This is a genomic window from Pseudomonas sp. BB438 (genome assembly GCF_057180225.1).
In genome coordinates this window covers 504,981-529,301 of record NZ_CM170001.1, presented here as the reverse complement: position 1 = coordinate 529,301, position 24,321 = coordinate 504,981, and the positions used below count along the sequence as shown (strand labels likewise).

Below are 24,321 nucleotides of genomic sequence, written 5' to 3'. Positions count from 1 at the left end.
AACAAGGCCGCCCTCGGGCGGCCTTGTTCATTCAGGGCGCCAGCAGGAAATCCAGCACGGCGCCTTCGAACTCGCGGGGAAACTCGATGTTCGACAGGTGCACCGCTGGCAGCGTGAGCAGTCGCGCGCCGGGTATCTCGCGGGCGATCAGCTCCCCGTGGCTGGCGGCAGTGACGGTATCGAACTCCCCGGCGATTACCAGCGTGGGCAAACGCACGTCGCGCAATGCGGTGCGCAGGTCGGTCTCCTGCACTGCGGCGAAGGAGCCGGCCAGCCCATGCCGATTGGTCGTCAGCAGGGTGGCACGGAAGGGTTCCACCTCCGGCCGCTGCGGCTCCAGCCAGGCCGCCGGGAACCAGTTGGCGAGGAAGGTCGCCGCGGTGCCCTGCAGATTCTCCGCTGCCAGCACCTCGGCGATACGCGCATCCCACTGTTGCTGCGGCCCAAGCCAGGCCGAGGTGTTCGCCAGCACCAGGCGCTCGATGCGTTGCGGGACGTTCAGCGCCAGCCACTGGCCGACGAAGCCGCCGAGGGAAAGGCCGAGGAAATGCGCCCGCTGCACGCCCAGCGAGTCGAGCAGATCAATCACATCCTCGCCCAACCGCGCCAGCGAATAAGGCCCCGACGGCACGCTCGAAGCGCCGTGCCCGCGCGCGTCATAGCGCAGCACGCGGAAGTGCTTGCCGAACGCGGCGATCTGCCCGTCCCACATGTGCAGGTCGGTGCCGATGGAGTTGGACAGTACCAGCAGCGGCCCCTCGGTGGGGCCATCCAGACGGTAGGCGATGCGGGTGTTGTCGCGGGTGGTCAGGTAGTGCAGCGGGCTCATGGCAGCCTCTCCTCAGTGATGATGGAGGCGAGGCTAGTTGCGGCTCGCTTTCGAAGAAATTACAAAGAGTGAACGCTCTCTGTCAGGAAAGCTGACATGCATGATTTCACGCTGCACGACCTGCACTGTTTCGTCGCGGTGGTCGAGGCCGGCGGCTTCCAGGCCGCTGCCCAGCAACTGCATCGCTCGCATCCGGCGGTTTTCGCCGCGGTCGCCCGGCTGGAGCACCAGCTCGGCTTCGAGCTGCTGGACCGCAGCGGCTATCGCGTCGCCCTGACCGCCGCTGGCGCATCGTTCCATCGCCGCGCCCAGGGCCTGTTGCGCGAGCTGGGCAGCCTGCGTGACCACGCCGCACACCTGGCAGCCGGCGAGGAAAGCGAACTGCGCGTCGTACTCGGCGATTTCTGCCCGCGCCCGGCCTTGCTGGAGAAGCTCGCACGCTTCTTCGCCACGCAGCCGCGCACACGCCTGCAGCTGTACTTCGAAAGCGTGAGCGGTCCGCTGGAACGGCTGCTCGATGGCGAGGCCGATCTGATCCTGCACCGCGTGGACAAGGCCGATCCGCGCCTGGAGTGGCTGGAGCTGGGCGAGGTGGACTTCGTCCCGGTGATCGCGCCGGCGCTGCTGGCGGACACCACGGACATCCGCCCCGAGCGGTTGCGCGCGCTCACCCAGTGCGTGATGCGCGACAGCGCCCGGCACTCCCCGCCGGTGGACTACTTCACCCTCGACGGCGCGCCGCAATGCACGGTCCCGGACCAGGCGATGAAGAAGGAACTGGTGCTGCACGGCCTGGCCTGGGGACATCTGCCGCGCTACCTGATCGAAGAAGAGCTGGCTGACGGTCACCTGCGCGATCTCAGCGGGCCCCACCTGCCCGGACGCCGCGAGGAGCTGGTCGCCGCGCGCCTGCGCGACCGCGCCCACGGCCCGGTGGCGCAACGGCTCTGGGGTTTTCTGCGGGAGTCCTGATCAACTGCGGCTCATCGGCCCGCGCACCGGCTGCTCATTCATCAGACTGGTTGCGCTGACCGGTGCACCCGCGGCGATCAGCGCCTGACGCTGCTGGACGATGGGCGTACGCGCGATGGCCAGTTCGAAGCGATGCAGTGTCTGGAACGCCTCCAGGGCAAAAGCGGCCTCCAGCATCGCCGCCAATTTCGGCCAGCGCGTGGCGTCCAGCGTATAGCGGGCGAACTGGGCGTTGCGCATGAAGCAGGCGACGCTGATGTCGGCGATGGACAGCTCGCCGAACAGCCAGCCACGGGCCGGCAACTGCGCGTCCAGGTAGTCGAAGATCGACGGCAGGTCCTGCTGGTAGGTCTTCTCCAGCACCGCCGCATCCGGCTCGCGACCCCACACGCCACGCCCGATCACCAACTGGTCGAACAGCTGCCAGATCACCACCTGGCCCATGCGGCTGTCGGCGAACTCCTCGATCCAGCGCGCGCGGGCGCGGCTGGCAATGTCTGCCGGGTACAGCGCGGGCTGCGGATAACGCTCCTCCAGGTACTGGCAGATCACCGAGGAATCGTTCAGCACCAGCTCACCATCCACCAGTACCGGCACCTGGCGCAGCGGACTCAGGCGCTCGAACTCTCCGTTGCCGAAGAACGGCACGACGGAGTCGATGCGGTAGTCCACACCCTTCATTTCCAGCAGGACCAGCGCCTTGCGCACATAGGGTGACAGGTACGAACCGATGATCAGGACGGGATCGGACATGGCGAGGCGTTCCGCGAAAAGGGTCACCCGATTGTAGAACGGCGCCGAAAGCCGGGCGACTGGCGGCAAAAGCCGACGGGCGCCAATTGCACACGTGACTGCACTTTGCGATCATTTGCGAATGGTTATCGTTTTTTAACTTGATCCCATTCGAGATCATTGGGGGAGTAGCTTGTCGGCCATCCAGATGGGTAGCGGCGAACTCGTTGGCACCTTGTATCGCGATCACCGCGACTGGCTGACTGCCTGGCTGAACCGCAGCCTGGGTTGTCCGCAACGCGCCGAAGACCTGAGCCAGGACACCTTCGTCCGCGTGCTCGGCCGTCGCGAACTGCCTTCCCTGCGCGAACCCCGCGCCTTCCTGGTGACCGTCGCCAAGGGCCTGCTGGTGGATCACTGGCGCCGCGTGGCGCTGGAACAGGCCTACCTCGACGAACTGAAATGCCTGCCCGAAGCGGTGCAGCCCTCCGCCGAGGAGCACTGCCTGATCCTCGCCGACCTGCGCGAAATCGACCGCCTGCTGGGCACGCTGTCCACCCGTGCGCGCAGCGCCTTCCTGCTCAATCGCCTGGACGGCCTGGGCCACGCCGAGATCGCCGAGCAACTGGGCGTTTCCGTACCGCGCGTGCGCCAGTACATCGCCCAGGGCCTGCGCCAGTGCTACATCGCACTCTACGGCGAGCCGACGTGAAGGGACCGGTTTCCCTGCAGATCCTGGATGAGGCGATCAGTTGGCAACTGCGCCTGGGTTCCGGTGAATCGCGTCCTGACGACGAAGCCGCCTTCGCCCGCTGGCACGCCGCCCACAGTGAACACGCCCGCGCCTGGAGCCAGTTGGGCATGCTCGACCGCAGCCTGGCCGGCGCAGCACCGAAGGCTGCACGCGGTGCGCTGCTGCGCTCGCCGAGCGAGACGCGGCGCAAGGTGCGCCGCCTGGCGGGCACCGGGTTGTCGTTGCTGCTGGTCGGCGCGCTGGCGTTGGGCGTCGGCAACCGCTACACGCCAGTGCGCTACGCCTTCTCCGATCTCGTCACCGCCACCGGCGAGCAACATGAACTGCGCCTGCCGGACAACACCCGACTGGTGCTCAACAGTCGCACCGCGGTCGACGTGCGTTTCGACGCCGAGCAACGGCGCATTGTCCTGCTGAGCGGCGAGATCCTGGTCGAGACCGCCCACGGCGACAGCCGCCCGTTCATCGTCGAGACCGATGAAGGGCGTCTGCGCGCGCTCGGTACCCGCTTCCTGGTAGAGCGCGACGACGGCGACAGCACGCTCCTGAGCGTCCTGCAATCCGCCGTGGCCGCGCGACCCGAGCGACTGGCGGACGAGCGCGTGATCAACCAGGGCCAGCAGGTGCGCGTACACGCCGATGGCTTCGACACGCTGAGGACCAACAGCGCCACTGCCGACGCCTGGACCCACGGCATGCTGGTGGTGGACAACGTGCGCCTGGCCGACCTGATCGACCAACTGGCGCGCTACACCCCCGGCTACCTCGCGGCAGACCCGGCCCTGGCGGACCTGCGCATCACCGGCAGCTTCCCGCTGAAGAACATCGACCTGGCACTCAGCTCGCTGGAGCCGACGCTGCCGGTGCGCATAGAGAAGCACGGCCAGTGGTGGTCCCGCGTGGTACCACGCGACTGATGCAGGCGCGGACCCTGTCCGCGATTTCGCCCACCGGGTGCTCCTGCGGGAAATGAACAACCACCCTGAAATTTTTTTCACCCGGCCCTATCACTTTTTGAATCTCGTCCGGCAAGGAGGCATCGAGAAACGTTTTCATTCAGGAGTCGTTTTCAATGCGCCGCCCGTTCGAACTGCCGCTCCGCCCTTGCCTGCTGGCCACCGCCATCCTGTTCGCCACCTCGTCGGCCTTCGCCGCCGACGCCGTGCGGGACTACCAACTGCCGTCCGGCCCGCTGGCCAGCACCCTCAACCGTATCGCCGCCGAGGCCGGCCTCAGCCTCAGCCTCGACCCGGCACTGGCCCAGGGCCGCAGTGCGCACGCCGTGCAGGGTCGCTACGATGGCGCCGGTGCGCTGCGCCAGGCGCTGCAGGGCACCGGGCTGGAGCTGGTGGAAAGCGAATCGGGCAGCTTCAGCCTGCGCCCGGTACCGAGCGACACCCTGTCGATGTCGGCCACCACTATCAGTGGCACCCAGGAAGACCCCGACGGCCCCGCCGTCGGCTACCTTGCCACGCGTACCCGCGCCGGCACCAAGACCGACACCCCGCTGCTCGAAGCCCCGCGCTCCATCTCCGTCGCCACCCGCGAGCAGATGCAGGACCGCAACGTGCAGAGCCTGGACGATGCGGTGCGCTACATGCCCGGCGTGATCGCCAGCAGCTATGGCAACGACACCCGCGCCGAGTGGCTGAAAGTGCGCGGCTTCGAGCCGACCCAGTTCCTCGACGGCCTGCCGCTGCCCAAGGGCTCCTACGTGATGCCCAAGCTGGAAACCTGGGACCTGGAGCGCGTCGCCCTGCTGCGCGGCCCGGCGTCCTCGCTGTACGGCCAGACCCCGCCCGGCGGCCTGCTGGACATGACCAGCCGCCGCCCGCAGGCCGAGAGCAGCCATGAAGTGCAGCTGCAGGTCGGCAGCTACGAGCACAAGCAGATCTCCTTCGACAGCACCGGCAAGGTCGATGACGCCGGCAACCTGCTCTACCGCGTCAGCGGCGTGGTGCGCGACAGCAACACACAGGTCGATCACGTCGACAACAAGCGCTACAACATCGCGCCGAGCCTGACCTGGAACTTCGACGAAGACACCAAGCTGACCTTCCTCTCGCAGTTCAACCGCGACGATACCGGCATCACCAGCCAGTTCCTGCCGCTGCAGGGCACCAAGCTGTCCACCCCGGCAGGCGAGGTGAAGTACCACGAGAACCTGGGCGACCCGGACTGGGAGTTCTACGACAAGACCTACTACGCCCTGGGTTACGCCTTCGAGCACCGCATCAACGATGTCTGGCAGTTCCGCCAGAACCTGCGCTACACCAAGAGCGACCTGTCGTTCCAGGGCATTACCGCCGGCGGCAGCGCGACCTCGGTGGCCGACGACGGCACCCTCTCCCGTGGCGCCAACGTGGTGGATGAAGACATCAGCCAGTTCGCCATCGACAACAACCTGCAGGCCGACTTCGCCACCGGCCCGCTCAAGCACACCCTGCTGCTGGGCCTGGATCACCAGCGCGCCAACACCAACTACAAATGGCTGTACGGCACCGCGCCGACCAGCAACATCACCCAGCCGATCTACGGCCAGGACTTCAGCAACGTCGTCTACACCGCGTACAACGACTACAACCAGAAGATGCGCGACACCGGCCTGTACGCACAGGACCAGATCGCCCTGGACAACTGGCGCCTGACACTCGGCGGCCGCCAGGACTGGGCCCACACCGGTTCGAAGTTCTACAACGCCGGTGGCGCCACCGATACCCGTCGCGACAGCCAGTTCAGCGGCAACGCGGCGCTCAGCTACGTGTTCGAGAATGGCGTGGCGCCCTATGTCTCCTACGCCGAGTCGTTCCAGACCGAAGCCGGCGGCACCAACGGCGCGGCCTTCGAGCCGAGTACCGGCAAGCAGGTGGAACTGGGCGTTAAATACCAGCCGGTCGGCACCGACCTGATGCTCAGCGCTGCCGTCTACGACCTCACCCGCAAGAACATCGTCCTCACCGGCAGCGATTTCATCAGCCGCCCGGTCGGCGAGGCGCAGGTACGTGGCTTCGAGCTGGAAGCGGTCGGCAACGTCACCGAGAACCTCAAGGTGACCGCGGCCTATACCTACGCCAACAGCAAGATGACCAAGGTCGCCAACCCGCTGGACAAGAACCGTCCGCTGCCGCTCACCCCGGAAAACCAGGCCTCGCTGTGGGCCGACTACACCTGGCATGACGGCCTGCTCGACGGCTTCGGCCTGGGCTTCGGCACCCGCTACGTCGGCGAGACCCACAACATCGCCATCGGCAGTATGGGCTACGTGCGCGACAAGTCAGACGGCGACACCGGTTCCTACACCGTCTACGACGCCGCGGTGCACTACGACCTCGGTCGCCTCGACAACAGCCTCAACGGCCTCAACGTCGCGCTGAACGCCAATAACGTATTCGACAAGGAATACATCTCCACCTGCGACGGCTTCTACTGCTACTACGGCGACCGGCGCAACGTGGTGGCGAGCGTCAACTACAAGTTCTGACACCGCAGGCCGCCGCAGAGCGGATAACGCGCCAGCGTTATTCGCCAGCGGCACGGAAATTCCTGTCGGAGCGGGCCCTGCGCGCGATCGCGGGCAGGGCCCCCTCTGACAGGGAAACGCCGGAATTCAACGCACCACCTCTCCCCAGACCACGCTCGCATCGTCATGGATCTTCAGGCGCGGATAGTCCAGCGCCTGGCCATCGGCGCTCTCCAGCGCGCGCAACTCGTCGATCAGCGCGTCCACGCCCCGCTCGGGCAGCGCCGCAAACAGCACATCCAGGTCGTAGCGGCGAAAATCCCGCAACCGGTCGAAGCCATCGGTCACCAGCATGAACGCCTTCAGCCCCGTCGGATCGAGCACCCGGCGTTGCACATGGGGAATCCAGCGTTCGCTCGGGTCCAGGCACCAGTAACCTTCCGGCGTATTGGCCAGCGCACGGTTGCGTCGCACCCATTCGCGGCTGGCCTGCCAGAGTTGCGCGTGGCTCCAGTGCGGATTCGCCTCGCGCAGCGCCAGCAGGCGTTGCACCGACTGGCGATCGATCTCCTCCAGCGGCGTATCGCCGAAGCTCTCGACGTGGCCGTCATCCCAGGCCAGGTGGATGCAGGTATCACAGAGGTTGAGCAGCTCCAGCGAACCATCGCCCAGCACCCGCAGCAGGCTCAGGCAGGCGGTCGGCAGCGAGAGATCAAGGCTCACCGCCACGCCGGCATCGCGCTGGAAATCCTCGGCGATACCCGCCTGCAAGTGCACCAGCAAGTCGCTGGTCGGTCGATACGGCTGCTCATCCAGCAGCCGCTGCAGATGCGCATTGGCGCTCTGCGCCAGCCAGCGCGCATCGCTCTCGCCACCCACCAGTCCTTGCCCGAGACTGGTCGCACCGTCCAGCACCCAGGCCGCCTGCGCGGTGTAGCCGATGGCATCGTCGTTCACCGGTGAACCCTGGCGGCAGGCCGCCCCGCGTACGGAAATCGTCGTCACACCCCGTTCTCCTTCGTTTCGTCGGCCACACTGACCGGCGTACAGTCTCATCACCCATCGGACTCTGCCAAGGAGAGCCCCATGCTCCGCGTCCTGCCCCTGTTCCTCGCCGGCCTGCTGCTGACCACCGGTGCACCTGCTGCCGAGGTGAAGTACTTCGACCTGCCCAAGGGCTCCGGTCCACACGACGTAGCCCCCACCGACGATGGCAAGGTCTGGTACACCGCGCAGAAGCTCGGCGTGCTCGGCCGCCTCGATCCACGGACCGGGCAGACCGAGCAGATCAGCCTCGGCAAGGGCTCCAGCCCCCACGGCGTGGTCGCCGACGGCAACGGCGATGCCTGGATCACCGACAGCGGCCGCAACGCCATCATCCATGTCGACGCGCAGCGGCTGGGTATCGAGGTCATTCCACTGCCCAGGGAAGTCGCCAACGCCAACCTCAACACTGCGGTATTCGATGACGATGGCGTGCTGTGGTTCACCGGACAGAACGGGGTCTATGGCCGCCTTGATCCGAACAGCCGCGACATGAAGGTCTGGCCGGCACCGCGCGGCAAGGGTCCGTATGGCATCGCCGTGGCACCGGACGGCGGCATCTGGTACGCCTCACTGGCGGGCAACTACATCGGCCAGATCGACGACATCACTGCGGGCGCCACCACCTATGAATCCCCCACCCGGGACGGCGGCCCGCGCCGCCTCTGGGCCGACTCGGTGGGCCGGCTGTGGGTCAGCCAGTGGAGCGCGGGGAGCCTTGCGCGCTTCGACCCCAGCGACAACCAGTGGAAAACCTGGAAGCTGCCGGGCGATCATCCGCAGCCTTACGCGCTCTATGTCGATGCGATGGACCAGGTGTGGCTGAGCGACTTCGCCAGCAACGCGCTGCTGCGCTTCGACCCGCAGAGCGAGCGCTTCACCGTCTTCCCGAGCGACCAGGAGCACGCCAACGTCCGCCAGCTGATGGGCCGGCCCGGCGAGGTGTGGGGCGCCGAATCCGGCACCGACCGCCTGGTGCAGATCCACGATTGAACCGATGACCGAACCCCAGGAGTTGCTGTCGATGAGTACCCGCCCCGTCCTGTTCCACGCCGCCGCTTCGCCCTTCGTGCGCAAGGTCATGGTCCTTCTGCACGAGACCGGCCAGATCGGCACCGTGGACCTGTACGCCGCCGTCCACACCCCCATCGCGCCGGACGCCGGCGTGCTGCAGGACAACCCGGCCGGCAAGATTCCCGCGCTGCGCCTGGCCAATGGCCAGACCCTGCACGACAGCCGGGTGATTCTCGAGTACCTCGACCAGCAGCACGACGGCGCGCCGCTGATTCCCCGTGATGGTGCAGAGCGCTGGCGCCGTCTCACCCTTGCCTCGCTGGCCGATGCGGTGCTCGATGCCGCCGTGCTGATCCGCTACGAAACCGCCATGCGCCCGCAGGAAAAGCACTGGGACGCCTGGCTGGACAACCAGCAGCTGAAGATCGTCCGCACCCTCGCGTACTTCGACGGCCCGGCCCGTGCCGAACTGACCGGTCGCTTCGACGTCGCCGCCATCGGCGTGGCCTGCGCCCTGGGCTACCTGGACTTCCGCCAGCCGCACTGGAACTGGCGCGCCGACCATTTGCAACTGGCCCAGTGGTTCGCCGAGGTCAGCCAGCGCCCGTCGATGCAGGCGACGGTGCCGGGCTGATTCAGCTCAGCCCGCGGGCCGGCGTGCTCCATACCCGCCAGCCCGCCCCACCCAGCGCCCTCTCCCGGCTGGAGAGGGGCGGGATGAGCGGCAGCCTGGCACGCCAGCTCCTCGCCCTCGGCTGAGTGTGCCGCACCACCCGCCGCTGGAACCGCTCATCGCGTACCGCACGCCGCTCCAGCCCCCACTCGAACAACCCGGCAATCCGCCGCGACAGTCGCCGTCCCACCTCGCGATCCTCGCGCAATCCACGCCAGGCACTCACGACGCCCTCCCCAGCCGGTAGATCGGCAGCGCCAGCAACAGGCCGAGCTGGCCCACGCCCATGCACATTTCCAGGAAGGAGCGCACATGGGGATTGTTTGCCGCGTCCTCGACGCCGGTGAGTTGCGTCCACGGATCGCCGGGCAGCAACAGCACCAGGTGCGCCAGCGGCTTGCCGGTAGCCACCAGCAGGGCGATCCAGTCGAAACGACCGAGCAGCATCAGCACCGGCAGGCACAGGCCACTGATCAGCAGACCGGCGAACAGGCACAGGGAAAAACGCATCAGGTTGGGCATTTCGGTTCTCCTCAGCGCTGCACGCGCACGTCTTCCAGGGAATATTCCAGGTCATCGCCACGGGGCTTGCCGATGCCGTACCAGTCCAGGTGGCGGGTCAGCACCATCACACCACCGAGCACGCCGAACAGCAGCAGCGAGCCCATCAGCAACGCGTAGTCCTCGGCGCTGAGCAGCGCGTAGAGCATCCCGTAGAGCCCGGCCAGACCGACGCTGAACCCGGCACCGCGCCACAGGCTGTGCAGCACGTGGCAGAGGTAGAAGCCGATCAGCCCGACGCAGGCGCCAGCGGACAACAGGTAGGCCAGCTCGAAGCCGACATGCTCGGAGAGCGACAGCAGCAGCAGGTAGAACAGCGCCAGCGCCATGCCGACCAGGGCGTACTGGATAGGGTGTACCGACAGGCGCTTGAGGACTTCGAAGAGGAAGAAGCCGGCAAAGGTGAGGACGATGAACAGCAGTGCGTACTTCACCGCACGGTCGGTCTTCAGGTACTGGTCCACCGGGTCCACCAGCGCCACGCCGAAGCGGTGCTGGCCGAATTCACTGCACTCGGCGGAAGAGGCACGGACGGCCTCCGCATCGTCTACGGTCACCGCATGGGCAACATCTGCCGACGCGGTGCAGGCACGTAGCTGGTCCTCCAGGTTGGTGGCGAAGAAGCTGGTGCGCCAGCGCGCGCTGAAGCCCTGGTCGCTGATGCTGCGCTCGGTGGGCAGGAACTCGCCGCCGAAGCTCGGATGCGGCCAGTCGGAAACCAGGTTGACCTGGCTGTCGCGGCCGACCGGGGTGATGTCCAGACGGCTGCTGCCCAGCAGCGACAGCTCGAAGGCGTAGTCGAATTGCTGCTCGTGATCGCTGGCCTTGATCGGCAGCACGGCGTGCACGCCGTTGCCGAGGAACTGGCTTTGGGTCCCCGGCTGGAAATCGCGCAGCTCGTCGCCGACCTTCAGCTTCGGCGCGTTCTCGATGCCGCGCACATCGCTGATACCCACGGCCAGCAGTGGGTCGCCGAAACGGTAGCTGTCCAGGTCGCTGGCGATGCCGTAGTTGGCCGGCAGGACGAAGCGGCCGCTGACCTGGCTGTCGGCATGGAACAGGCGCGCCTCGTAGATACCGCGATGGCGCAGCTCGGTGCGCATCTGCCCATCGAGGCTGAAGACTTCCGGCAGGAAGTACAGACGCCCACGCACCTCGCGCTCCTGCAGCACCCGCTGCTGGCTCGTCTTGTCCAGGCGCCAGCCACGGATGGTGCGGGTGTAGGGCACGACCACCAGCGGGCCGGTTAGCTGCTGGCTGTAGCTGGCGCTGCGGGCGATGTCCTGCAGGACTTCGTCGCGGTAGTTCTGACGCTCGTCGACCAGGCCGTCGATCATCAGCAGGGGGATGAGCAAGAGGACGATCAACAGCGCGATGGCGCCGAGCTTGATGCCGAGGTGGCGGTTCATCGAGGGTTCTCCGTAGGTGGACGACGGAGCAAGCCTGGAGCCCGCGCGTGGAAGCGCTCGGGGCGGAATGTGGAGACTGTGTGGGTTTTATGTGGCGCAGGAGCAACCTGTAGGAGATTCTATGTCTACCCCACCGTATCGGCGGCAGGCCGATACGGCTGTTGAGTCTTCATCAGTGCAAAGGCAATCCGGGCCAATTTGCGGGCGAGGATGGTCAGCGCTTCAATCCTTTTCAGCCCGCGCTGCAGGTAGCTTTGATAGAGGGCTTGCCAGCGCTGCGTGCGGGCTGCGGCCATGGCGGCGTTGTGCAGTAGCCGACGGACTTCCGGATCACCCTGCTTGGTCAGTTTGCGCCGACCGCTGTAGCGGCCCGATTCTTTCAGGCGAACGTCCAGGCCGATAAAGGCGATGAATGCATCGCTGTTGCGGAACTCTCCGCGCAGGAAGGCCATGTTCAAGGCCGCTGCGGTCAGCGGTCCGATACCCTCCACTGTCTGGCAGCGCTTGCTCTGGGCTGTCAGGCCAGCTTCCTCCAGCACGCACTGGATAGCCTCTTCCAGCTTCTTCTCCAGGGCGGACAGACGCTTGAGGACTGGCTTCAGCGCACTTGCCAGTTGCCGGTCCTGGGAGAAGCTCTGGCGCAGGGATGTCGCACTGCGAACGACGACGGCCCGGCGATGCAACATAGCCTGCAGGCGGGTGTATACCTTGCTCGGCGGCTGCCAGGGATCCAGGTGCGTCTGTTCGTGGGCCAGGTAGCGAGCCAGCAGTTGGGCATCGCGGCGATCATCTTTGTTTCGCCCACCGATTCCCTTGCGGTAATTGCTCAGGCGATAGCCGTTGATGACGTAGATCCGGTGACCACGGGCATGGGCCAACGTGGCGACCAGGACGTGGTAGATCCCCGTCGCTTCGATAGCGATCGAACAGCCAGAGGGCAGAGTCTTGAGCCAATCTTTGATCGGGCGGGACTCATTGCTCAGCTCGAATACTTCGCCCGTCCGGGCATCGCAGATACTCAGCGAGTCCTTGGCGACATCAATTCCGATAACCGCAACCTGACTTGTCATGGGGCCCTCCGACGCTGAAGATGGGAAATGCCTGTCGGGGGCTCACAGTGGCGCAGGCTTGCCGGTATCGTCGGTTCGAGCGGCGAACTCAACCGATGGATTCCTTATCGGCGCTTGTCGTGAGCGCGTGGGTGGGGGAAGTCTCCTACCGTCTGGCTTGCAGAAGCGGGTCTTGTCCCTCCACCCCCGACAGGTTCCTACCCTAACGCCATACAAGCGGGCCATGCCCGCGAGGCGCTTTATGTCGACGGCAGAGACAGACCCGCGCGCACGCCTCCTTCGACGTTCTCGACACTCAGCCCACCGCCATGCAGCGCCGCCACTTCGGCGACGAAGTTGAGGCCGAGGCCGGTGCTCTTGCGTCCACTCGCCGGGCGCGGCAACGAATAGAAACGCTCGGTCAGGCGCGGCAGAGCGAACGCCGGAATGGCGTCGCCCTGGTTGAACAGCTCCACGCGCCAGCCCTCGCCTTCCGGCTGCGCAGCGAAACGAATCACGCCGCCGGCCGGGGTGAAGTCCAGCGCGTTGTCCAGCAGGTTGCCCAGCGCCTGGCGCAGCAGGAAACGCTCGCCCCGTACGGTCGCCTGCTGGGGAATCACATTCTCCATCTGCACCCCCTGAACCCGGACCAGGCGCTCGTTGATCAACTCGTCGGCCAGCTCACGCAACGCCACCGGCACATGCTCCTCCAGTCCCTGGCGTTGCTCCACCTGGGCGAGGTTCAGCAGGCGCTCGATCAGTTGCTGCAGGCGCTCGCTCTCCCCGGCGATGTTGCCGACGAAGCGCGCCCGCTGCTCGGCGGGCATCTCGCCTTCGAGCAACTCCGCCGCGCCACGGATCGCCGCCAGAGGGCTCTTCAGCTCGTGGGTCAGGGTATGCACGTAGCGCTCGACGTAGTCCTTGCCCTCGAGCTGCACGCGCATGTGCTCCACCGCGCCGGCCAATTGCGCCATCTCGCCCCCGCGATAACGCGGCAGCTCCGCACGGCGCCCTTCGCTCACGGCCTGGGCGTAGCGGGTCAGGCGATCCAGCGAACGGCTCAGCCACCAGGACAGCCCCGCGCCGACCAGCAGGCCGAGCACGATCAGCCCGGCGCCGAGCCACGCCAACCGGCGCTGCGAGCGGTCGATATAGGGCTGCAGGGTGCGGTTGGGCTTGGAGACCGAAACGACACCGATGATCTTCTCGCCGTCACGGATCGGCGCGGCGACGTACATCACCGAGGACTCCGGATCGTCTGCCGACTCACGGCTGGAGCGCGCACCGTACTGGCCGTTCAGGGTCCGATAAACGTCGTTCCAGCGCGAGTAATCCTGGCCCACCGCCTGGCCGAGGGAGTCCAGCAGGACGATGCCGCGCGCGTCGGTGACGTAGATGCGATGGTTCACCGCCGTCTTGCTCACACCCCAGATGTCCGCCTGCGGACTGCGTGCGCCATAGGCGCGGAGCATCGCCGGCAGTCGGCTCTGGTCGAGGGTGCCGCGCTTCACGTCGGCCTGGAGAATCTCGGCCAGCAGGTTGGCGGTATCCACCAGCGTCTCTTCGCTGGACTGGCGCACGCCGGGGCGGATTTCGTCCATCACCGTGCGCAGGACGAACCAGCCGGTCAGCCCGACGAAGAAGAAGTAGACCAGGAAGATCCGCAGCGACAGGCGCATCAGCTCTTGTCCGGCGCGTAGCTGTAGCCCAGGCCGCGATGGGTCTGGATCGGTTCGGCGGCAGGGGCGACCTGGCGCAGCTTGGCGCGCAGGCTCTTGATGTGGCTGTCGACGTTGCGCTCATAGCCCGCGTCGGCGGCGACACCCAGGGCATCGAGCAACTGCTCGCGGCTGAAGACACGTTCGGGCCGTGCCAGCAGCGTCTGCAGCAGGCGGAATTCGTGGCGGGTCAGGGTCAGCGACTGGCCGTGGTAGCGGATCTGGAAGCGTTCCTCGTCCACCTCGAACGGGCCGTTGCCGACGGGCACCTGGGCAACTGCTTCGCGCGGCGCGGTGCGCTTGAGGATGGCCTTCACCCGTGCGGCGACTTCGCGCGGGCTGAAAGGTTTGACCACATAGTCGTCGGCACCGATCTCCAGGCCCACCACACGATCGATCTCGGCATTGCGCGCGGTGAGGAAGATCACCGGCACCTCGGAAAAGCGCCGCAGTTGCTTGCAGGCTTCGAAGCCGCTGATGTCGGGTAGGCCGACGTCGAGGATGACCAGGTCGAAGGCATCGTGCTGCAGGCGCTCGAGGGCGGTACCGGCCAGGTTCAGCCAGGTCGTCTCGAAACCTTCGGCCTGCAGGGCATAGAGCAGGGTGTCGGCGATGGCGGCTTCATCTTCGACGATGAGGATGTGGGGCATGGGATTCCGATTCCCGGGAAAGTCCCGGAAGGGTCCATCATGCCCCGCGCCGCGTCAATCGAGGATCAGGAGCAGCTCGGCTTGCCGGCGACGAAACGCTCGCCCGGGTCGACGGCGGCGTGGAATTTGCGCAGGCCCTTGGCGCCCATCAGGAAGGGATAGTTGAAGTGGCTGCGGTCGGTGAGGTTGACCTCGATGGTGCGCTGGTCGCCGCCCAGGCACACCGGCAACTCGATCACCGGACGCTGGCTGAGACCGGGACTGGCTTCTTCCTCCTCATCCTCGCCACCGGTCTCGGAGCGGTTCTTGATCTTCGAGATGCGCGACAGCTTGTGCTCGTACACCGAGTCACCGCCGTCCTTGGTGGCCAGCTTGAAGCGCACCCAGTCCTCGCCGTCACGCTGGAAGATCTGGATGTCCTTGGCCGACAGCGAGGAGGTGTAGGCGCCGGTGTCCATCTTGGCCTGCAGGGTCTGGCCGAGTTCGGGCAGGCTGACCCATTCGTAGCGGCCGTAGAGCTTGGTCTCGGCGGCCAGTGCAAGGCCGGGCAAAGCGAGAAGGGAAAGCAGGGCGAGGGCGCGTTTCACGCGAAATCTCCGGGGGTGGAATACGTCGCATAGGACTAGCACGGCGGCCATTGGTTCGCCATACCCGCACCGCTTGGGCCGGAACCATTGTCTGCGTATCATGGCCGCGCCACCGTCGCACAAGGAAAGGACCTCATGCGGGCACGCCCTCTGCAAACGCTGGCCGGCGTCATCGCCAGCCTCCTGCTGTTGCTCAACACCGTGATCCTGATCGGACCCATGATGCTGATCGCGCTGCTCAAGCTGATCGTTCCCGGCCAGGCCGCGAAGGACGCCTGCTCGCGCGGGGTGATGTGGATCGCCGAGACCTGGGCGGAAATCGACAAGGCGATCTTCGCCCTGATGACCCCGACCGTCTGGGACATCCGCGGCGCCGCCCAGTTGCGCGGCGACACCTCCTACCTGGTGATCAGCAACCACCAGTCCTGGGTCGACATCCCGGCGTTGGTGCAGGCGTTCAACCGCAAGACGCCCTACTTCAAGTTCTTCCTGAAGAAGGAGCTGATCTGGGTGCCGTTCCTCGGCCTGGCCTTCTGGGCGCTCGACTACCCCTTCATGAAGCGCTACAGCAAGGCCTTCCTGGAAAAGCACCCGGAACTCAAGGGCAAGGACCTGGAAATCACCAAGGCCGCCTGCGAGAAGTTCAAGCGCATGCCGGTGACCGTGGTGAACTACCTCGAAGGCACGCGCTTCACCCCGGCCAAGCAGGCCCAGCAGCAGTCGCCTTACCAGAACCTGCTACGCCCCAAGGCCGGCGGCGTGGCCTTCGTGCTCGCGGCGCTCGGCGAGCAGCTGGATACCCTGCTGGACGTCACCCTGGTCTATCCAAAAGGCCCGCGACCGGGCTTCTGGGATCTGCTGTGCGGGCGCGTACCGCGGGTGATCGTCGACATCCAGGCCCGCGAGATCGACCCCGCGCTGTGGCAGGGCGATTACGAGAACGATGCGGAATTTCGCCAGTACGTGCAGGACTGGGTGTCGCAGCTGTGGGAGCAGAAGGATGCCCGTATCGAACAGCTGCGCCAGACGTTCTGACGCGGCTTACGCGCCTCGCCCCGCCAACGGCGCAGCCGGCGTCAGCGGGGCGGCCGGCGTTCCCCAGAGACCGCCGAGCGTACCGAGCAACTGGCTGCTCAGGCCCTGCTCGGTGAAGTAGTCGAGGATCACCCCGGCGAAGCGGCCGATCATCGACTGATCCATGCCCAGCACGCCGAAGATCTGGTCGACGTCCTGCAGGTTGTTGATCCCGCCCAGCAGCGCCGCGGCGCTGCCCAGGCCGCCGAAACCACCCAGTGCGCCACCCAGATCGCCCAGCGAGCTGTTGCCGGCGAGCTGGCCGAGGTTGGGCAGGGACTTCTGCAACTGCGCCGTGTCCGTCTCCTTCAGGCTGTTCATCGCCAGTCCCAGCAAGGCGCCGGTGCCACCGATGGCCTGCTGCTCGCTGACACCCAGCTGGCGGGTGAGGTTGCCCAACAGCGCAGTGGCCGCCGGCGGCACGCTCTGCGTCTCGGTGACGGGCTCGCTGGTCTCGGTAAACGTGGCGGCGAACACCGGGGAGGCGGCCAGCCAGGCGGCGGCCAGGAAGACGACGGAACGGGTGGGCATCGACGGCTCCGGAAAGCGGATGTCCGGCCCCAGGGCAGGGCCGGATCGTCGATAGGACCGAGGGTCCGCGCGGCGGTTCCGCGCCGCCCGGCGGATATCAGGCGCCGGTGCCCCAGAGGCTGCCCAGCGTGCCGAGCAGGTCGCTGTTCAGGCCCTGCTTGCCGAGGTAGTCGAGCAGCACGCTGGAGAATTTCCCGGTCATGTCCTGGTCCATTCCCAGAGCGCCGAACGCCTTGCTGACGTCGCCCATGTTGCTGACATTGCCCAGCAGGCCGCTGGATGCCCCGCCGCCGAGGTTGCCGAGCTGGCCGCCGAGGCCACCCAGCGCGTTGCTGCCAGTGAGTTTGTCGAGGCCGGGAACCGTCTTCGCCAGTTGCGAGTAGTCGGTGGTGCTGAGCTTGTTCTTCGCCAGGCCGAGCAGGGCGCCGGTACCGCCAAGCGCCTGTTCGTCGCTGACACCGAGCTGGCCGGTCAGGGCATCGAGCAGGCCGCTGGTCTGCGGCGTGGAAGCGACGCGCGAGGTATCGGAGCCTGTCGCACCGGACACCGCCTTGGCGGCGTCACCCAGGTTGAAGGCGAACGCGGAGGAAGCCGCCAGCAGGGCGGCCAGTGCGAGCGTGACACGGGGTTTGACGGACATCGCTGACTCCTGGGAGATACGGAACGCCATATCGACCGGAACGCCGAGGCATTGTTCCGCCGTGGCCCGCGCGACGACGCGAGAATGCGGCTCGGTGAGCCCGGCACGAATGGGCCCGTGTCCAGGACGTTATCCGCGCTTCATCGCATCGCGGCAGCGGGCAAAAGGTCATTCGTCCAATCCCGTTCCCCGTCGCTGCCGGACAATCTTCGCAGTACCGGGGCGGCGTTTTTTCCCGCGATCGCCAAAGATTCCCTAAGCTAGAGCCATTCCCGCCCGACGGACCGACCATGAGCGAACCCTTCATCCTCACGCCCCGCGTGGCTCGCCTGCTGCCCTGGCTGGTGGCCATCGCCTTCTTCATGCAGGCCCTGGACGGCACCATCCTCAACACCGCGCTGCCCAACATGGCCCGCTCGCTGGAAGAAGACCCGCTGCGCATGCAGGGCGTGGTGATCGCCTACCTGCTCACCGTGGCGCTGCTGATCCCCTCCTCCGGCTGGATTTCCGACCGCTTCGGCACGCGACGGGTATTCCTCTTCGCGATTTTCCTGTTCAGCTTCGGCTCGCTGCTCTGCGCGCTGTCCCCCAGCCTCGGCACCCTGATCGGCGCCCGCGTGGTGCAGGGCATTGGCGGCGCACTGATGATGCCGGTGGGGCGCCTGGTGATCCTGCGGGTCTACCCGCGCACGGAGCTGGTGCGCATCCTCAGCTTCGTCACCATCCCCGGCCTCCTCGGTCCGCTGACCGGCCCGACGCTGGGCGGCTGGCTGGTTGAGTACGCCAGCTGGCACTGGATCTTCCTGATCAACCTGCCGGTGGGGCTGCTCGGCTTCATCGTCGCCCTGCGCCTGATGCCGGACCTGCGCGGCGTACGCGCGACACGCTTCGACTCGATCGGCTTCCTGCTGTTCGGCGGCGCCATGGTGCTGATCACCATCGCCCTGGAAGGCCTGGGCGAACTGCACATGCCCCACGTGCGCGTGGTCCTGCTGCTGGTAGGCGGCCTGGTGCTGTTGGCGGCCTACTGGTTGCGTGCACTGCGCATCGAATCGCCCCTGTTCCCGCCGGCGCTGTTCCGTACCCGCACCTTCGCGGTGGGCGTACTGGGCAATCTGTTCGCGCGCCTGGGCAGCGGCTCCCTGCCCTTCCTCACGCCGCTGCTGCTGCAGATCGGGCTGGGCTTCTCGCCGTCACGGGCGGGCATGACGATGATCCCGATGGCCCTGGCGGCCATGGTGATCAAGTCGCTGGCGCGGCCGCTGCTGGACCTGTTCGGCTACCGCAGGCTGCTGGTGGGCAACACGCTGCTGCTGGGAGCGATGATCGCCAGTCTCGGCCTGGTGGACCAGAACACACCCTACGTGTTGCTGCTGGTGCAACTGGCGGTGCTCGGCGGGATCAACTCGCTGCAGTTCACCGCGATGAATACCCTGACCCTGATCGACCTGCGCGACGACAACGCCAGCGCCGGCAACAGCCTGCTTTCGGTGGTCATGCAACTGTCCATCGGCATGGGCATCGCCTGCGCCGCAGCACTGCTGGGCGGCTTCAACGGCGATCAGGAAAGCGCCCAGGGCGACGTGCTGTCAGCCTTCCACGCGACCTACTTCAGCGTCGGCATCCTCTCGATGCTGGCGGCGGCGATCTTCTTCCAGCTCAACGCCGAGGACGGCCGCACCACGCCCCGCCGGGTCGAGCCGGAGCATGGTGTCGACGAGCACTGATCAGGGCTTGCAGGCAGGGGCGACGGTCTGGGTCTTCGAGGCGTCCACCGCGCCCAGGTGCTCGAGCGTGCGGCGGCCGAGCAGCACCGGATAATCCAGGGTCTGGCGATCACGCAAGGTGAATTGCTCGCGGTAGACCTTGCCGCCCAGGCAGACGTCCATCAGCACCACCGGGCTGCGCTCGACGCCGCTCTCGCTCTTGAACTTGAGCACTCGCTCGACGCGCCGCTCGAAGGGCAGGCGCTGCTCCTTGCCGGTGGCCGGGTCGGTAAGCATCACGTCGTACTGCACCCAGCGCTCACCGTTCTTCTTGATCCGGGTGATGTTGCGCGCATCCATCACCGAGGTCTGCGCCCCGGTATCCAGCTTGGCCTTGAGCGGCGCCTGCTCGGGCATCAGCATGAGCGTTTCGACCCAGCCCCAGGTAGTGGGCTGCGCGGGCGCGTCGGCGGCCAGGGCGCTGCCCGAGACGAGCAGGCCGGCGAGCAGCAGGCGGAAGGCGGGCGATGGCATGGATGGCGGCTCCGGAAAATCGATGGCGGCACTATAGGCAATAAGAACATAGGCAATAAAAAACCCCGGATGTTTCCACCCGGGGCTTATTTGGCTGTCGCCAGGGGATCTTAGATCACCTGTACGCGCTCGGCCTGCATGCCTTTCTGGCCCTGCACGACTTCGAAGCTGACTTTCTGGCCTTCGGCCAGGGTCTTGAAGCCGTTACCTTCGATAGCACGGAAGTGTACGAACACGTCCGGGCCGCTTTCCGGGGTAATGAAGCCGTAGCCTTTGGTCTCGTTGAACCACTTGACGGTGCCGTTCTGACGATTCGACATGGTGTTCTCCTTGGAACGTATTTTTAAAATTAGCCACGAATGGCCAGGAACTGAGTTGCAAGGAGTTACAAGGAGTCGAGCAGGACGGGGTGGAATAACCGACCGCATCAGGTCACGATCGACGGCGACCCATGCAAACACAGTCCGGAAACTCTACGACAAAAATCTGCGGAAAGCGAATCTCTTGAAAAAACCACCGAGCGGCACTTCGGGAAATTCGGACGAGTGGCCTCAAACCCTTGCCATATCAGCTTCTCAGCCCTCCTGAGGGTGCTCTCCTGCTACACTGCGCGGCCATATGGATTCACCCGGGCTCCCTTCGTGACCACCTCTGCATTTTCCAGCCTCGCGCTGTCGGCCGACCTGCTGGCCAACCTCGACTCTCTCGGCTATCGCGAGATGACGCCGATCCAGGCCGCCGCCCTCCCGGCGATCCTCAAGGGCCGCGACCTGATCGCCCAGGCCAAGACCGGCAGCGGCAAGACCGCCGCCTTCGGCATCGGTCTGCTGAGCCCGCTGAATCCGCGCTACTTCGGCTGCCAGGCGCTGGTGCTGTGCCCGACCCGCGAGCTGGCCGACCAGGTCGCCAAGGAGATCCGTCGCCTGGCCCGCGCCGCCGACAACATCAAGGTGCTGACTCTCTGCGGCGGCGTGCCCTTCGGCCCGCAGATCGGCTCGCTGGAGCATGGCGCCCACGTGGTGGTCGGAACGCCGGGGCGGATCCAGGAGCACCTGCGTCGCGGCACCCTGAAACTCGACGGCCTGAACACCCTGGTGCTCGACGAAGCCGACCGCATGCTCGACATGGGCTTCTACGACAGCATCGCCGACATCATCGGCCAGGCGCCCGCGCGCCGACAGACCCTGCTGTTTTCCGCCACCTACCCTGACGGCATCGATCAGTTGGCAGCGAAGTTCCTGAAGAATCCCGAGCGCGTGGAAGTGGAGGCGCTGCACGACGACAGCCAGATCGAACAGCATTTCTACGAGATCGATCCCAAGCAGCGTCTCGATGCCGTCGTCCGCCTGCTTCAGCATTTCCGGCCGCAGTCCTGCGTCGCCTTCTGCCATACCCGCCAGCAGTGCATGGAAGTGGTGGAGCAACTGAATGCCCGCAAGATTTCCGCCCTGGCGCTGCACGGCGATCTGGAGCAGCGCGAGCGCGACCAGGTGCTGACCCTGTTCGCCAACCGCAGCTGCAGCGTGCTGGTCGCCACCGACGTGGCCGCGCGCGGGCTGGATATCGCTGCGCTGGAAGCGGTGATCAACGTCGAGCTGTCGCGTGATGCGCAGGTCCACGTGCACCGAATCGGCCGCAGCGGCCGGGCCGGCGAGAAAGGCCTGGCGCTGTCGCTGGTCACCCCCGCAGAGGCCAACCGCGCACAGGCCATCGAAGACCTGCAGGGCGCGCCGCTGAACTGGGAACGCATCGACTTCCTCAAGGCCAACGACGCCCCGCTGCTGCCGCCGATGACCACCCTTTCCATCGCGGGCGGTCGCAAGGACAAGCTGCGCCCCGGCGATATCCTCGGTGCACTGACCGGCGACGCCGGGCTCAAGGGCATCCAGGTCGGCAAGATCGCCATCTTCGACTTCCAGGCCTTCGTCGCCGTGGAGCGTGATGTCGCCAAGCAGGCGCTGAAGCACTTCAACGAAGGCAAGATCAAGGGTCGCTCGTTCAAGGCGCGCATTCTCTGACATCGCTCACCCTGCAGGAGCGGGCATGCTCGCCATCGCGCGTGGCGCGCTCCTGCAGGCGCGACACGCAACCTGTCGCGCTCGCGATAGCCGCGCCCGGAGCGATCCGCTAGTCTGAGCGGCAGACATCCGGAAGTCCCGCACGCGCATGTTTTCCTCCCCACTGCTCCAGTCTCTGCGGCGCCTCTGGGCGCTGGACAAGTTCGCTTACAGCCTGCGGGTGTTCGTCGCCCTCAGCGGGGTCATGCTCGCGTGCTGGCTGCAGGGTCGGCCGGAGCTGGTGATCCCGCTGTTCCTCGGGGTCATCGCCAGCGCCCTGGCGGAAACCGACGACCACTGGCTCGGCCGCCTGCAGGCGCTGCTGGTGACACTGGCCTGCTTCACCATCGCCTCGCTGGCCGTGGAGTTGCTGTTCCCCTACCCGCCGCTGTTCGTCGCCGGGCTGGCGCTTTCCACCTTCGCCATGACGTTGCTCGGCGCCCTGGGCGAGCGCTATGCGGCGATCGCCTCGGCCACCCTGATCCTGTCGATCTACACCATGATCGGCGTCGACCAGCGCGGCGGCACGCCCACCGACTTTTGGCGCGAACCGCTGCTGTTGGTGACCGGCGCGGGCTGGTACGGCTTGCTCTCGGTGCTGTGGAACGCGCTGTTCGCCAACCAGCCGGTGCAGCAGAGCCTGGCGAAACTGTTCCTCGAACTGGGCGAGTACCTGAAGATCAAGTCGACCCTGCTGGAGCCGCTGCGCCAGCTCGACGTGGAAGCCCAGCGCCTGGCCCTGGCGCGACAGAATGGCCGGGTCGTGGTCGCGCTCAACCAGGCCAAGGAAACCATCCTTGCGCGCCTGTCCCACGGGCGGCCGGGCCCGAAGATCAGCCGCTACCTGAAGCTCTACTTCATCGCCCAGGACGTCCACGAGCGCGCCAGCTCCTCGCACTATCCGTACAACCAGTTGGCCGAAGCCTTCTTCCACAGTGACGTGCTGTTCCGCTGCCAGCGCCTGCTCAACCAACAGGGCAAGGCGTGCAAGGCGCTGGCGAAGGCGATCCAGCTGCGCCAGCCGTTCGACTACAACGACAGCGAACTGGCCCTGGCCGATCTCAATGCTTCGCTGGACTACCTTCGCCAGCAGGGCAACCCGGCCTGGCGCGGACTGCTGCGCTCGCTCGGCGCGCTGGCGGCCAACCTCACCACCCTGGACCGCAAGCTCAGCGGCGCGAGCAACCCCGATGCACTCGACGACGAGCAGGACAGCACCCTGCTGGACCGTTCACCACGCTCGTTCAAGGATGCGCTGGAGCGCATCCGCCTGCAGGTTTCGCCGACCTCGCTGCTGTTCCGCCACGCGCTGCGCCTGTCGCTGGCACTGGCCGCCGGCTACGGCATGCTGCACCTGATCCACCCGACCCAGGGCTACTGGATCATGCTGACCACGGTGTTCGTCTGCCAGCCGAACTACGGCGCGACGCGCATCCGCCTGGTGCAGAGGATCCTCGGCACGCTGATCGGTCTGGTGGCCGGCTGGGCGCTGATCGACCTGTTCCCCAATCCCCTGATCCAGTCGCTGCTGGCGGTGGTCGCCGGGGTCGCCTTCTTCGCCACGCGTAGCACGCGCTACACCCTGGCCACGGCGGCGATCACCCTGCTGGTGCTGTTCTGCTTCAACCAGGTGGGCGATGGCTACGGCCTGATCCTGCCGCGCCTGTTCGATACCCTGCTCGGCGCGCTGATCGCCGGCATCGCGGTGTTCCTGGTGCTGCCCGACTGGCACGGGCGCAGCCTGCATCGCCTGGTGGGCGGCACCCTGGCCTGCAACAGCCGCTACTTGCGCGAGATCATGCAGCAGTACGCCAACGGCAAGCGCGACGACCTTGCCTACCGCACCGCCCGGCGCAACGCGCACAACGCCGACGCGACGCTCTCCACCACGCTGTCGAACATGCTGCTGGAGCCCGGACACTTCCGGAAGGACGCGGAGATCGGTTTCCGTTTCCTCGTGCTGTCCCACACCCTGCTCAGCTACCTCTCCGCCCTCGGCGCGCACCGCCACCAGCTGCCGCCGGACGTCAATGACGACCTGATCGCCGAAGCCGCCGAGCGCCTGACCCACAGTCTCGACGACATCGCTGCGCGCCTGAATGAGCGACGCCCGGTGGAGATCTACAGCGACGCCGAGGACGACCTGGCCAAGCGCCTGGAGGAGTTGCCCGAGGAACAGGACGACGCCCACCGCCTGGTGCAGACCCAACTGGCACTCATTTGCCGACAGCTCACACCGCTGCGCACCCTGGCGGCGCACCTGCTGAAGAAGGATATCGGCGCGGAACAGGCCGAAGCCGCCTGACGCGAACCGGCAGGAGCGCGCC

Annotated in this window: 23 protein-coding genes; 10 read left to right on the top strand and 13 right to left on the bottom strand. The window is 66.4% G+C overall.

Going from position 1 to position 24,321, the window contains the following annotated elements; genetic code table 11:
• Positions 1-31 precede the first annotated feature (31 nt).
• Entirely contained in the window at positions 32-829 is a 798-nt protein-coding gene (gene pcaD, locus AC1ZV1_RS02535; RefSeq protein WP_484295394.1) for a 3-oxoadipate enol-lactonase, read from the bottom strand.
• Positions 830-925: 96 nt separating this feature from the next.
• On the opposite strand from pcaD, the gene AC1ZV1_RS02530 reads away from it, so the two are divergent.
• Positions 926-1,801, top strand: coding sequence for a LysR family transcriptional regulator (locus AC1ZV1_RS02530; RefSeq protein WP_484295393.1), 876 nt, complete (start codon positions 926-928; stop codon positions 1,799-1,801).
• Here AC1ZV1_RS02530 and AC1ZV1_RS02525 read toward each other — a convergent pair whose 3' ends face one another.
• Positions 1,802-2,554 (bottom strand): glutathione S-transferase family protein, encoded by a 753-nt coding sequence (locus AC1ZV1_RS02525; RefSeq protein WP_484295392.1) that lies wholly within the window; start codon positions 2,552-2,554, stop codon positions 1,802-1,804.
• Positions 2,555-2,741: 187 nt separating this feature from the next.
• Here AC1ZV1_RS02525 and AC1ZV1_RS02520 point away from each other — a divergent pair, with 187 nt between their 5' ends.
• The 3 genes from AC1ZV1_RS02520 to AC1ZV1_RS02510 all read left to right on the top strand — a co-directional run bounded on the left by AC1ZV1_RS02520 (position 2,742) and on the right by AC1ZV1_RS02510 (position 6,768).
• Positions 2,742-3,245: an RNA polymerase sigma factor gene (locus AC1ZV1_RS02520; protein WP_484297491.1), complete on the top strand. Its 504-nt coding sequence runs from the start codon at positions 2,742-2,744 to the stop codon at positions 3,243-3,245.
• Positions 3,242-4,204 (top strand): FecR domain-containing protein, encoded by a 963-nt coding sequence (locus AC1ZV1_RS02515; protein ID WP_484295391.1) that lies wholly within the window; start codon positions 3,242-3,244, stop codon positions 4,202-4,204. The genes AC1ZV1_RS02520 and AC1ZV1_RS02515 overlap by 4 nt, the downstream gene beginning before the upstream one ends.
• A 155-nt stretch (positions 4,205-4,359) precedes the next feature.
• Positions 4,360-6,768, top strand: coding sequence for a TonB-dependent siderophore receptor (locus AC1ZV1_RS02510; RefSeq protein ID WP_484295390.1), 2,409 nt, complete (start codon positions 4,360-4,362; stop codon positions 6,766-6,768).
• A 126-nt stretch (positions 6,769-6,894) separates the two neighbouring features.
• Here the strand turns inward: AC1ZV1_RS02510 and AC1ZV1_RS02505 are convergent, their stop codons facing one another.
• Positions 6,895-7,752 carry a protein phosphatase 2C domain-containing protein gene (locus AC1ZV1_RS02505; protein ID WP_484295389.1) on the bottom strand — a complete coding sequence of 286 codons (858 nt, stop codon included), beginning with the start codon at positions 7,750-7,752 and terminating at the stop codon, positions 6,895-6,897.
• Positions 7,753-7,833: 81 nt separating this feature from the next.
• Between AC1ZV1_RS02505 and AC1ZV1_RS02500 the strand changes: the two genes are divergently transcribed.
• On the top strand, positions 7,834-8,784 hold the full coding sequence (locus AC1ZV1_RS02500; protein ID WP_484295388.1) for a Vgb family protein: 951 nt from the start codon (positions 7,834-7,836) through the stop codon (positions 8,782-8,784).
• Positions 8,785-8,809: 25 nt separating this feature from the next.
• Positions 8,810-9,439, top strand: a complete 630-nt coding sequence (locus tag AC1ZV1_RS02495) for a glutathione S-transferase family protein (RefSeq protein WP_484297490.1) — start codon at positions 8,810-8,812, stop codon at positions 9,437-9,439.
• A gap of 261 nt (positions 9,440-9,700) precedes the next feature.
• On the opposite strand, the gene AC1ZV1_RS02490 is transcribed toward AC1ZV1_RS02495, so the two are convergent.
• From AC1ZV1_RS02490 to rloA2, 6 genes are all read right to left on the bottom strand, one after another.
• Positions 9,701-10,000 (bottom strand): hypothetical protein, encoded by a 300-nt coding sequence (locus AC1ZV1_RS02490; protein WP_484295387.1) that lies wholly within the window; start codon positions 9,998-10,000, stop codon positions 9,701-9,703.
• 11 nt (positions 10,001-10,011) lie between these two features.
• Positions 10,012-11,448: a cell envelope integrity protein CreD gene (gene creD / locus AC1ZV1_RS02485; protein WP_484295386.1), complete on the bottom strand. Its 1,437-nt coding sequence runs from the start codon at positions 11,446-11,448 to the stop codon at positions 10,012-10,014.
• Positions 11,449-11,573: 125 nt separating this feature from the next.
• On the bottom strand, positions 11,574-12,518 hold the full coding sequence (locus AC1ZV1_RS02480; RefSeq protein ID WP_484295385.1) for an IS110 family transposase: 945 nt from the start codon (positions 12,516-12,518) through the stop codon (positions 11,574-11,576).
• A 239-nt stretch (positions 12,519-12,757) separates the two neighbouring features.
• Positions 12,758-14,176 (bottom strand): two-component system sensor histidine kinase CreC, encoded by a 1,419-nt coding sequence (creC, locus tag AC1ZV1_RS02475; protein WP_484295384.1) that lies wholly within the window; start codon positions 14,174-14,176, stop codon positions 12,758-12,760.
• Positions 14,176-14,865: a two-component system response regulator CreB gene (gene creB / locus AC1ZV1_RS02470; RefSeq protein ID WP_484295383.1), complete on the bottom strand. Its 690-nt coding sequence runs from the start codon at positions 14,863-14,865 to the stop codon at positions 14,176-14,178. Before creB ends, creC begins: the two co-directional genes overlap by 1 nt.
• A 65-nt stretch (positions 14,866-14,930) precedes the next feature.
• Entirely contained in the window at positions 14,931-15,452 is a 522-nt protein-coding gene (gene rloA2, locus AC1ZV1_RS02465; RefSeq protein ID WP_484295382.1) for a retropepsin-like aspartic peptidase RloA2, read from the bottom strand.
• Between the two features lie 135 nt (positions 15,453-15,587).
• On the opposite strand from rloA2, the gene AC1ZV1_RS02460 reads away from it, so the two are divergent.
• Positions 15,588-16,487, top strand: coding sequence for an acyltransferase (locus AC1ZV1_RS02460; RefSeq protein WP_484295381.1), 900 nt, complete (start codon positions 15,588-15,590; stop codon positions 16,485-16,487).
• Between the two features lie 6 nt (positions 16,488-16,493).
• Here the strand turns inward: AC1ZV1_RS02460 and AC1ZV1_RS02455 are convergent, their stop codons facing one another.
• Both AC1ZV1_RS02455 and AC1ZV1_RS02450 read right to left on the bottom strand, forming a co-directional pair.
• Complete coding sequence (locus tag AC1ZV1_RS02455) at positions 16,494-17,057, bottom strand: DUF2780 domain-containing protein (protein ID WP_484295380.1); 564 nt, start codon at positions 17,055-17,057, stop codon at positions 16,494-16,496.
• A gap of 97 nt (positions 17,058-17,154) precedes the next feature.
• Positions 17,155-17,697 (bottom strand): DUF2780 domain-containing protein, encoded by a 543-nt coding sequence (locus AC1ZV1_RS02450; RefSeq protein ID WP_484295379.1) that lies wholly within the window; start codon positions 17,695-17,697, stop codon positions 17,155-17,157.
• Positions 17,698-17,987: 290 nt separating this feature from the next.
• Here AC1ZV1_RS02450 and mdtD point away from each other — a divergent pair, with 290 nt between their 5' ends.
• Positions 17,988-19,424: a multidrug transporter subunit MdtD gene (gene mdtD, locus AC1ZV1_RS02445; protein ID WP_484295378.1), complete on the top strand. Its 1,437-nt coding sequence runs from the start codon at positions 17,988-17,990 to the stop codon at positions 19,422-19,424.
• On the opposite strand, the gene rloA3 is transcribed toward mdtD, so the two are convergent.
• Together rloA3 and AC1ZV1_RS02435 are read right to left on the bottom strand one after the other, a co-directional pair.
• Entirely contained in the window at positions 19,425-19,937 is a 513-nt protein-coding gene (gene rloA3, locus AC1ZV1_RS02440) for a retropepsin-like aspartic peptidase RloA3 (protein ID WP_484295377.1), read from the bottom strand.
• 110 nt (positions 19,938-20,047) lie between these two features.
• Positions 20,048-20,257 carry a cold-shock protein gene (locus AC1ZV1_RS02435; protein ID WP_017520182.1) on the bottom strand — a complete coding sequence of 70 codons (210 nt, stop codon included), beginning with the start codon at positions 20,255-20,257 and terminating at the stop codon, positions 20,048-20,050.
• Positions 20,258-20,578: 321 nt separating this feature from the next.
• Here AC1ZV1_RS02435 and dbpA point away from each other — a divergent pair, with 321 nt between their 5' ends.
• The gene (gene dbpA, locus AC1ZV1_RS02430) at positions 20,579-21,955 is read left to right on the top strand and encodes an ATP-dependent RNA helicase DbpA (RefSeq protein WP_484295376.1); all 1,377 of its coding nucleotides are present in this window, start codon (positions 20,579-20,581) and stop codon (positions 21,953-21,955) included.
• Between the two features lie 148 nt (positions 21,956-22,103).
• Complete coding sequence (gene yccS, locus AC1ZV1_RS02425) at positions 22,104-24,299, top strand: YccS family putative transporter (RefSeq protein WP_484295375.1); 2,196 nt, start codon at positions 22,104-22,106, stop codon at positions 24,297-24,299.
• Positions 24,300-24,321: the final 22 nt, after the last annotated feature.

What these genes read in the sequence shown, in the direction of transcription:
- AC1ZV1_RS02450 (WP_484295379.1), bottom strand. Translation starts at nt 17,697, where the DNA reads ATGTCCGTCAAACCCCGTGTCACGCTCGCACTGGCCGCCCTGCTGGCG.
- creB (WP_484295383.1), bottom strand. Translation starts at nt 14,865, where the DNA reads ATGCCCCACATCCTCATCGTCGAAGATGAAGCCGCCATCGCCGACACC.
- AC1ZV1_RS02530 (WP_484295393.1), top strand. Translation starts at nt 926, where the DNA reads ATGCATGATTTCACGCTGCACGACCTGCACTGTTTCGTCGCGGTGGTC.
- AC1ZV1_RS02455 (WP_484295380.1), bottom strand. Translation starts at nt 17,057, where the DNA reads ATGCCCACCCGTTCCGTCGTCTTCCTGGCCGCCGCCTGGCTGGCCGCC.
- rloA3 (WP_484295377.1), bottom strand. Translation starts at nt 19,937, where the DNA reads ATGCCATCGCCCGCCTTCCGCCTGCTGCTCGCCGGCCTGCTCGTCTCG.
- AC1ZV1_RS02460 (WP_484295381.1), top strand. Translation starts at nt 15,588, where the DNA reads ATGCGGGCACGCCCTCTGCAAACGCTGGCCGGCGTCATCGCCAGCCTC.
- AC1ZV1_RS02500 (WP_484295388.1), top strand. Translation starts at nt 7,834, where the DNA reads ATGCTCCGCGTCCTGCCCCTGTTCCTCGCCGGCCTGCTGCTGACCACC.
- mdtD (WP_484295378.1), top strand. Translation starts at nt 17,988, where the DNA reads ATGAGCGAACCCTTCATCCTCACGCCCCGCGTGGCTCGCCTGCTGCCC.
- AC1ZV1_RS02480 (WP_484295385.1), bottom strand. Translation starts at nt 12,518, where the DNA reads ATGACAAGTCAGGTTGCGGTTATCGGAATTGATGTCGCCAAGGACTCG.
- AC1ZV1_RS02510 (WP_484295390.1), top strand. Translation starts at nt 4,360, where the DNA reads ATGCGCCGCCCGTTCGAACTGCCGCTCCGCCCTTGCCTGCTGGCCACC.
- yccS (WP_484295375.1), top strand. Translation starts at nt 22,104, where the DNA reads ATGTTTTCCTCCCCACTGCTCCAGTCTCTGCGGCGCCTCTGGGCGCTG.
- creD (WP_484295386.1), bottom strand. Translation starts at nt 11,448, where the DNA reads ATGAACCGCCACCTCGGCATCAAGCTCGGCGCCATCGCGCTGTTGATC.
- pcaD (WP_484295394.1), bottom strand. Translation starts at nt 829, where the DNA reads ATGAGCCCGCTGCACTACCTGACCACCCGCGACAACACCCGCATCGCC.
- AC1ZV1_RS02435 (WP_017520182.1), bottom strand. Translation starts at nt 20,257, where the DNA reads ATGTCGAATCGTCAGAACGGCACCGTCAAGTGGTTCAACGAGACCAAA.
- AC1ZV1_RS02525 (WP_484295392.1), bottom strand. Translation starts at nt 2,554, where the DNA reads ATGTCCGATCCCGTCCTGATCATCGGTTCGTACCTGTCACCCTATGTG.
- creC (WP_484295384.1), bottom strand. Translation starts at nt 14,176, where the DNA reads ATGCGCCTGTCGCTGCGGATCTTCCTGGTCTACTTCTTCTTCGTCGGG.
- AC1ZV1_RS02490 (WP_484295387.1), bottom strand. Translation starts at nt 10,000, where the DNA reads ATGCCCAACCTGATGCGTTTTTCCCTGTGCCTGTTCGCCGGTCTGCTG.
- AC1ZV1_RS02520 (WP_484297491.1), top strand. Translation starts at nt 2,742, where the DNA reads ATGGGTAGCGGCGAACTCGTTGGCACCTTGTATCGCGATCACCGCGAC.